The following is a 7,066-nucleotide window of genomic DNA, read 5'->3' as shown; positions in this document are numbered from 1 at the left end:
CTGCAACACCTGTGGGAACAGGGACCGCGCTATGTCGGCCCGTACCAGTCGATCGCCTGGTTCTACGCCGCCAGCACGGGCCAGATCTCCATCCGCCGGGGCCTCAAGGGCCCGTGCGGGGTCGTCGCCGCCGACGAGGCCGGCGGGCTCGACGCCTTCGCGCACGCCGCACGGGCGATCCGCCAGGGCAGCCGGGCCATGCTCGTCGGAGCCACCGAGGCGCCCCTGGCCCCGTACTCCATCGTCTGCCAGCTCGGCTACGAGGCACTGAGCACGCACGACGACCCGGAGCGGGCGTACCGGCCGTTCACCGAGAAGGCCTGCGGCTACGTTCCCGCCGAGGGCGGCGCGATGTTCCTCGTCGAGGACGAACAGGCGGCCCTGCGCCGCGGCGCGTCCGTCCGGGCCGTCCTGGCCGGGCACGCCGCGACCTTCACCGGGCCCCACCGGCCCGAGACCGCCGGGAAGGCGGGCGAAGGGCTGGCCCACGCGATCCGGGGCGCCCTGCGGGACGCGGGCTGCGCACCCGAGGACGTCGACGTGGTCTTCGCCGACGCGCTCGGAACCCCGCAGGCCGACCGGGCCGAGGCCGCCGCCATCCTCTCGGCCCTCGGACCGCACGGCCGCTCGGTACCGGTGACCGCACCCAAGACCGGTACGGGCAGGGCCTATTGCGCGGCCCCCGTCCTCGACACCGCTGCCGCGGTCCTCGCCCTGGAGCACGGCATCGTCCCGCCCACGCCGAACGTCTTCGACGTGTGCCACGACCTCGACGTGGTGACCGGCAGCGCCCGCACCGTGGAGCTGCGCACCGCGCTCGTCCTGAGCCGGGGCCTCATGGGCTCCAACGCCGCGCTCGTCCTCCGTATCCCCTCCTAGAGACAGAAGGAGCCGCTCATGTCCGAACGACTGACCGTCGAGGAGCTGGCCGCTCTGATGAAGTCCGGCGCCGGCATCACCGTCGACCCGGCCGACATGAAGAGCCGTCCGGACTCCCTGTTCGACGACTACGGCCTCGACTCGCTGGGCCTGCTCGGCATCGTGGGCCTGCTGGAGAACCAGCGCGGCCGGGCGCTGCCCACCGACGCGGACCGGTGCAAGACGCCCAAGGAGTTCCTCGACCTCGTCAACACCAGCCTGATGACCGGAGCCTGAGATGGCAGGACACACCGAGAACGAGATCACCGTCGGCGCGCCGATGGACGTGGTCTGGGAGATGACCAACGATCTCCCCAGCTGGCCCGGACTCTTCAGCGAGTACGCCTCGCTGGAGATCCTGGAGGAGGACGGGCTCACCACCCGCTTCCGGCTGACCATGCACCCCGACGAGAACGGCACCGTGTGGAGCTGGGTCTCCGAGCGCACCCCCGACCCCGTCGCCCGAACCGTGCGCGCCCGCCGCGTGGAGACCGGCCCGTTCGAGCACATGGACATCCACTGGCAGTACTTCGAGGTGCCCGGCGGCACCCGGATGGTGTGGACCCAGGACTTCGCGATGAAGCCGCAGGCCCCGGTGGACGACGCGGGCATGACCGACCGCATCAACAAGAACTCCAAGATCCAGCTGGAACTGATCCGGGACAAGATCGAACAACGCGAACGCGAGAGCCGCACGCCCGCGGTCAGCCGCGTCTGAGACGAAAGGCACCACTCCGGATGCACCGCGCTCTCATCGTCGCCCGCATGGCGCCGCAGTCCGCCCCCGACATCGCCGAGCTCTTCGCGGCATCGGACGCGGGCGAGCTCCCGCACCTCGTCGGGGTCACCCGCCGCAGCCTCTTCCAGTTCGGCGACGTGTACATGCACCTCATCGAATCCGACCGCCCCCCGGGCCCGGCCATCGCCGAGGTCACCGCTCACCCGGAGTTCCGGGACCTCAGCGACCGGCTCACCGCCTACATCAGCCCGCACAATCCGGAGACCTGGCGCAGCCCCAAGGACGCCATGGCCCAGGAGTTCTACCGCTGGGAGAGTCCGGGCCGCTCCCGTACGGCCTGACCGTACGAGGCGCCCCGCGCGACCGGCAGGCCTCGGGCCCCGCACCCACCTGGTGCGGGGCCCGCCACCGTTGCCCCCGCGCCACCACCCCGGCCTGCCTCCCGTGCGCCACCACCCCGGGCGGCAGCGCCACCCCGCGTTCACGAGCGCCTCCCCGCCACCGCCGCGCAGGCCAGCGCCAGCGGCAGCTCGGCTCCGGCCGCCATGAGCAGCGCGAGGGTCTGCTCGCCACCGGCCGAGGTCGTCACGTCGAACCAGGCGTCCGCCACCAGCAGGGCCGCAGTCGCCGCCGCCACCGGCACCACCCGGGGGTCGTGCCGGCGCAGCAGCAGCCCCGTACCCGTGAGCCCCGCCGCCAGCATCACATCCAGACCTATCCACGCCGTCGCCCAGTTGGACACCTCGGCGTTCTGCGGCAGCGTCTTGGCCAGCACCAGCATCCACGGCACCAGCGCCAGCCCTGCGCCGGTGAGCACCGTGGCCATCCGCGGAGCACGGACGCGGGATCCCGCAGCGTTACGAGCGGCCGCCGGCCGGGCCGCGGCGAGGGGCTGGGTACGGGGACGGTACTGGGGCGCCGTGAGGGCCATGGCGGAGTCTCCTTCCGCCCGCCGGACCGTCCGCCGGGCACACCACAAGACTCGTCGCGCCGGCCCCCGGAATCAGTAGCCCCACTGTCCGAACCGGGGGTGGTGCCAGCTACACCCCAGACCGGGCACCAGCGTGGTGGAATCGCCCTGGCCAGGCCGATTACGGTACCCACATGGCAAGTTCCGGCGCGCTGCGGCGTACATTCGACTGGATCCGGGCGCATGCGCCCTGGTCCCCCTGGGCATGGCGCAACACCGCCTTCAGCGCGGCGGCGATCCCGCCCGCCCTGCCCCTCGCGCTCGGCTTCGTCCTCCTCTTCACCATGCCCGGACACAGCCCCGTCCCGCTGCTGCTCGTGGTGCTGCTGTCCCCGCTGCTCACCACCCTCCAGCGCAGCCGCTGCTGGTCTCTGCTCGGCATCGACATACCGTCCGTGGCCCGCGAACACCCCCGGCTCAGCATCCGCGGCCTGGTCGAGCGCCTGCGCTCCGAGGCGACCTGGCGGCAGTACGGCTACCACTTCCTGGTCAGCCCGCTCGCCGCCCTCGGCGGTGGCCTGCTCGTCTTCACCTGGACCACCGGCGTCATCTGCGCCACCGTCTACGGATGGGGCTGGGCCCTGCCCGAGACCGCGGGCCCCGGCTGGACCCACCAGTACGACGTCCTCACCACGGCCGGCGGCCTGCTCCTGCTAGCCGCGCCCTGGTTCGCCGCCCTCCTCGGCCGGCTCGACGCCGGGGCCGCCGTCGCGCTCCTCGGACCGAACCGGGCCCGCGAGCTCGAACGCCGCGTCGAGGACCTCGCCGAGAGCCGGGCCGGCGTCCTGGACGCCGCCGACCTGGAGCGCCGCCGCATCGAACGGGACCTGCACGACGGGGCCCAGCAGCGCCTGGTCGCCCTCGCCATGAACCTCGGCATAGCCCGCGCCACCCTCCCCGGGCTGCCCGCCGAGGCCAAGGCCGTCATCGACGAGGCCCACCGCGAGGCGAAGGAGGCCATCGAGGAACTCAACAACCTCGTCCGGGGACTGCACCCGGCCGTCCTGGAGGACCGCGGGCTCGACGCCGCCCTCTCCGGCATCGCCGCCCGCGCGCCCCTGCCCGTCGAACTCTCCGTCGACCTCCCCGTCCGCCCCGGCCCCACCGTGGAGGCCGTCGCCTACTTCGTCGTCTCCGAAGCCCTCGCCAACGTCGCCAAACACGCCCGCGCCACACGCTGTTCCGTCGACGTGGTCCGGACGGCCGGCGGCGTACTGCGCCTCACCGTCACCGACGACGGGGTGGGCGGAGCCGACCCGGCAGGGGGCACCGGACTGACCGGACTGCGCAAACGCGTAGGGTCGGTGGACGGAAACATCGTGATCGACAGCCCCGTCGGGGGCCCGACGACCCTGACAGTGGAGCTGCCGTGCGTGCCGTGATCGCCGAGGACTCGGTCCTCCTGCGCATCGGACTGGTCAAAGTCCTCGAGATGGCCGGCTTCGAGGTGGCCGCCGAAACCGGAGACGCCGAGAGCCTCCTCGCGGCCGTCGAGGAGCACAAGCCCGAACTCGCCCTCGTCGACGTCCGGATGCCGCCCGGCTTCACCGACGAAGGCGTCCGCGCCGCCCTCATGATCCGTCAGCAGAACCCCGACACCGCCGTCCTGCTGCTCTCCCAGTACGTCGAGGAGCGGTACGCCGCCGACCTGCTGGCCACCCAGACCGGCGCCGGCATCGGCTACCTCCTCAAACAACGCGTCGCCGACGTCGAGGAGTTCATCGACGCCCTGCGCCGCGTCGCCGCCGGCGGCACCGCCCTCGACCCGCAGGTCGTGGCCCAGCTCCTGCTGCGCCGCGGCGGCGGACCGGACCCCCTCGAACGGCTCACCCCGCGCGAACGCGACGTACTGGCCCTCATGGCCGAGGGCCGCTCCAACGCCGGCATCGCCACCGAACTCGTCGTGAGCGAGAGCGCCGTGGCCAAGCACATCAACAACATCTTCGCCAAGCTCGACCTCCCCGTCGCCGACGGCGACCACCGCCGTGTCCTCGCCGTCCTGCGCTTCCTGGAGGGCTCCCCGTGACGCCCACCGGCCCGCAGCGCCCCGGGCGCCGGCTCGCCTGGATCGTCGCCACCGTGCTCTGCGCGGTCTTCGTCGCCCTCCCCGTCGCCTGGCAGGCCGGGACGTACGTGGCCACCCACACCGGCACCGTGCGCGGAAGCACCGAGGGCCGACCGGTGACCGCCCTGCACATCGCGGGCGGAGGCGCGGACATCACCGTCTCCCCGCGCGGGGACGAGCAGGTCGGCTACCGCGCAGAGCTCAGCTGGTCGCGCCGCAAACCCGTCGTCGAGGAGCAGTGGCAGGACGGCGCCCTCACCCTCACTCCGCGCTGCCCCGACGAGGACTCCTGGCCGACCCCCGCCGTCTCCTGCGCGGTCCTGCTGAGGGTGACCGTCCCCGCGGCGCTTCCCGTCACCGTCACCGCCGCCACCGGCAGCGTCGACATCGGCGGCCTCGGCGGCACCGTCGACGCACGGATCGACAGCGGACGCGTCAACCTCACGGGTCTGCGCGGCACGGTGCGCGCCCGGGTCGGCTCCGGCCGGCTGAACGCCACCGCCCTCACCTCGTCCGAGGCCGACCTCAGCGTCGGATCGGGCCGGGCCGTCGTCGAGTTCACCACCCCGCCCGACCGGGTCCGTGCCGACATCGGGGACGGCAGGCTCGCCCTCACCGTCCCCGAGGCCACCAGGTTCCGCGTCACCACGTCCACCGGCTGGGGCCGCAACGAGGTCGCGCCCGAGCTCTCCGACCCGGCCTCGCCGCGCACCCTCGACCTCTCGGTGGGCTCGGGGCGCATCGCGGCCGGGTACCAGCAGCCGAGACCCTGACCGGTCGGGCCGACGGCGGCCCACCGGTTACGGCACCGACCGGCTGCCGCACCGACCGCCTACGGCGCCAGGCCGCCCCGGGCGATGACGTCCGCGTACCAGTGCGCGCTGTCCTTCAGCGTGCGCCGCTGCGTGGCGAAGTCCACGTGCACGATCCCGAACCGCTTGCTGTAGCCGTACGTCCACTCGAAGTTGTCCAGCAGGGACCAGACGAAGTATCCGCGCACGTCCGCCCCGTCCTCGATGGCCCGGTGGACCGAGGCCAGATGGCCGCGCAGATAGGCGATCCGCTCCGGATCGTGCACCGCCCCCTCCGGATCGGCGTAGTCCCCGTAGGCCGCGCCGTTCTCCGTGATCAGCAGCGGTACACCGGGCAGCTCGTCGCGCAGCCGCGTCAGCAGTTCGTACAGTCCGCCCGCGTCGACCGGCCAGTCCATCGCCGTACGGGGCCCCGGCGCGGGCAGGAACCGCACGAGTCCCTCGGCCCCCGGCCACGGCGAGGGCGGGGCCGGGGCCGGGGCCGAGGAGTCGGAGCCGGAGGTACCCGGCCCGGCCGCCGCGACCACCGTGGGGGAGTAGTAGTTCAGGCCGAGCCAGTCGATCGGCTCGCAGGCCGCCGCCAGGTCGCCGTCCCGCACGAAGGACCAGTCCGTGAGCGCGGCCGTGTCCCGCACGAGGTCCGGCGGCAGCCGTCCGTGGAAGACCGGATCGAGGAAGATCCGGTTGCCCACCGCGTCGATCCGCCGCGCCGCGTCCCGATCGGCGGCGGAGCCGGTCAGCGGCCGCACCACGTGCAGGTTGAGCGTCAGCGAGACCTCCGCCGGCCGGGGCAGCGCCGCGCGCAGCGCCCGTACGCCCAGCCCGTGGGCCAGGTTGAAGTGATGGGCCGCCCGCAGCGCGGCCGCCGGCTCGGTACGGCCCGGGGCGTGCAGCCCGGACGCGTAGCCGAGGAAGGCCGAGCACCACGGCTCGTTGAAGGTGGTCCAGCTCGCGACCCGGTCCCCGAGCGCCCCGGCGACGTGCCCTGCGTACTCGCCGAACCGCTCCGCCGTGTCCCGGTGCGGCCAGCCGCCGAGGTCCTCCAGCTCCTGCGGCAGGTCCCAGTGGTAGAGCGTGGCGACCGGCCGGATCCCCGCCTCCAGCAGCGCGTCCACCAGCCGCCGGTAGAAGTCGAGACCGCGCTGTACGACGGGCCCCCGGCCGGTCGGCTGCACCCTCGGCCAGGCCACCGAGAAACGGTAGTCGCTCACGCCGAGCCGCTTCATCAGGGCCACGTCCTCGGCCACCCGGTGGTAGTGGTCGGCGGCGGTGTCCCCGGTGTCCCCGTTGAGGACCTTGCCGGGCGTACGGCTGAAGGTGTCCCAGATCGAGGGCGTACGCCCGTACAGCGCGGCCGCGCCCTCGATCTGGTAGGCGGCCGTCGCCGTGCCCCACCGGAAGCCGGGGGGGAAGCGGAGCGCCGCCCCCGTGGCGGGGGACGCGTCGACAGTGGTCATGTGAGGACTCCTGAAAGGAAGGTTGGGGGAGGAGGGCCGCTGGGGCGTGTCGTGGGGGGGGGGGCCGGGCCCCCCCCCCCCCACCACGGGGAGTTCACAGTGGTC

The 7,066-nt window shown here is 73.5% G+C and carries 9 protein-coding genes; 7 read left to right on the top strand and 2 right to left on the bottom strand.

Annotated elements, in window-relative coordinates; all coding sequences use genetic code 11:
• From ACWGDE_RS33995 to ACWGDE_RS33980, 4 genes are all read left to right on the top strand, one after another.
• A partial coding sequence (locus ACWGDE_RS33995) for a beta-ketoacyl synthase N-terminal-like domain-containing protein (protein WP_453392910.1) occupies positions 1–879 on the top strand: 879 nt, incomplete at its 5' end.
• 18 nt (positions 880–897) lie between these two features.
• Positions 898–1,155: a phosphopantetheine-binding protein gene (locus tag ACWGDE_RS33990; protein ID WP_214948648.1), complete on the top strand. Its 258-nt coding sequence runs from the start codon at positions 898–900 to the stop codon at positions 1,153–1,155.
• A 1-nt stretch (position 1,156) separates the two neighbouring features.
• Positions 1,157–1,636: an SRPBCC family protein gene (locus tag ACWGDE_RS33985; RefSeq protein WP_453392909.1), complete on the top strand. Its 480-nt coding sequence runs from the start codon at positions 1,157–1,159 to the stop codon at positions 1,634–1,636.
• Positions 1,637–1,656: 20 nt separating this feature from the next.
• The gene (locus tag ACWGDE_RS33980) at positions 1,657–1,998 is read left to right on the top strand and encodes a TcmI family type II polyketide cyclase (protein WP_453392908.1); all 342 of its coding nucleotides are present in this window, start codon (positions 1,657–1,659) and stop codon (positions 1,996–1,998) included.
• A gap of 140 nt (positions 1,999–2,138) precedes the next feature.
• On the opposite strand, the gene ACWGDE_RS33975 is transcribed toward ACWGDE_RS33980, so the two are convergent.
• A complete protein-coding gene (locus tag ACWGDE_RS33975; protein WP_453392907.1) occupies positions 2,139–2,588 on the bottom strand; it encodes a hypothetical protein in 450 nt (149 codons plus the stop codon).
• 173 nt (positions 2,589–2,761) lie between these two features.
• Between ACWGDE_RS33975 and ACWGDE_RS33970 the strand changes: the two genes are divergently transcribed.
• From ACWGDE_RS33970 to ACWGDE_RS33960, 3 genes are read left to right on the top strand one after another with little or no spacing between them, the layout of a single operon-like run.
• Positions 2,762–4,009 carry a histidine kinase gene (locus ACWGDE_RS33970; protein ID WP_453392906.1) on the top strand — a complete coding sequence of 416 codons (1,248 nt, stop codon included), beginning with the start codon at positions 2,762–2,764 and terminating at the stop codon, positions 4,007–4,009.
• Entirely contained in the window at positions 3,997–4,653 is a 657-nt protein-coding gene (locus ACWGDE_RS33965; protein WP_453392905.1) for a response regulator transcription factor, read from the top strand. Before ACWGDE_RS33970 ends, ACWGDE_RS33965 begins: the two co-directional genes overlap by 13 nt.
• The gene (locus ACWGDE_RS33960) at positions 4,650–5,465 is read left to right on the top strand and encodes a hypothetical protein (RefSeq protein ID WP_453392904.1); all 816 of its coding nucleotides are present in this window, start codon (positions 4,650–4,652) and stop codon (positions 5,463–5,465) included. The genes ACWGDE_RS33965 and ACWGDE_RS33960 overlap by 4 nt, the downstream gene beginning before the upstream one ends.
• 59 nt (positions 5,466–5,524) lie before the next feature.
• Here the strand turns inward: ACWGDE_RS33960 and ACWGDE_RS33955 are convergent, their stop codons facing one another.
• Positions 5,525–6,961 carry a GH1 family beta-glucosidase gene (locus tag ACWGDE_RS33955; protein ID WP_453392903.1) on the bottom strand — a complete coding sequence of 479 codons (1,437 nt, stop codon included), beginning with the start codon at positions 6,959–6,961 and terminating at the stop codon, positions 5,525–5,527.
• Positions 6,962–7,066 lie beyond the last annotated feature (105 nt).

It is taken from the genome of Streptomyces sp. NPDC054956, assembly GCF_053609185.1.
This window is presented reverse-complemented; position numbering and strand designations above follow the sequence as displayed.